This window comes from Idiomarina sp. 28-8 (genome assembly GCF_000320945.2).
Lineage (GTDB): Bacteria > Pseudomonadota > Gammaproteobacteria > Enterobacterales > Alteromonadaceae > Idiomarina > Idiomarina loihiensis.
The window spans coordinates 1-852 of record NZ_BANL01000054.1; the positions used below are offsets into that span (position 1 = coordinate 1).

An 852-nucleotide genomic window follows, 5' to 3' on the forward strand; every position below is an offset into this window, starting at 1 on the left:
CGGACGTGAGTGTCCACACAGTTTGCAGGCTTGATATTAAAAGAGAAGAAAACTGGGTCTGTAGCTCAGCTGGTTAGAGCGCACCCCTGATAAGGGTGAGGTCGGCAGTTCAAGTCTGCCCAGACCCACCATTTCTGCGCGATGGCTGCGTTGGAACCCGAGTCGTGTACTGATGTACACTTCCCCGGCTTCCGCCTTACCCTCGCTTGAAATTCCCTTATCGGGTTTAGCGATTCAAGCTTGCGATGTTTAAGCGCAGCGAGAACGCTTCAGAGCAAGGCGCAAGCCGATATGAGTGAAGGAGCGTACGTTGGTACGTGACTGAGCGAATGAGGTGCAGTAACGCGGCGCTGGAGTGTTATCGCAAAGCCACGCACCAAAAGGGGCCATAGCTCAGCTGGGAGAGCGCCTGCCTTGCACGCAGGAGGTCAGCGGTTCGATCCCGCTTGGCTCCACCATTTCTTCTCTTAAACGTAGCCTGACGTTCACGTCAGGAGCGATGGTTAGCGTTAAGCACTCTTAAACAAGAATGTTTACCGGTAACTCATTGTTACGTGCTCTTTAACAACATGAAAAGCTGATTGTAATATTTATAAGTAAGAATGCCACTCTACTTGAACAAACTGATTTGGTAGAGGCGTATCGAACTTGTGTACAGCGAGAACAAACAATCTTGGTCACGTATGCCAGACACCTTCGGGTTGTATGGTTAAGTGACTAAGCGTACACGGTGGATGCCTAGGCAGTTGGAGGCGATGAAGGACGTACTAACTTGCGATAAGCCATGATAAGCCAGTAAGAGGCACTTGAGTCATGGATTTCCGAATGGGGAAACCCAGTGTGCTTGCACAC

The 852-nt window shown here is 50.4% G+C and carries 2 tRNA genes and 1 rRNA gene; all 3 read left to right on the forward strand.

Going from position 1 to position 852, the window contains the following annotated elements:
• The first annotated feature begins 54 nt into the window (after positions 1–54).
• Positions 55–131 (forward strand) — tRNA-Ile (locus RJ32_RS00085).
• 251 nt (positions 132–382) lie between these two features.
• Positions 383–458: transfer RNA gene (locus RJ32_RS00090), tRNA-Ala, on the forward strand.
• 249 nt (positions 459–707) lie between these two features.
• Positions 708–852 (forward strand): 23S ribosomal RNA (locus tag RJ32_RS00095); the annotation flags it as partial.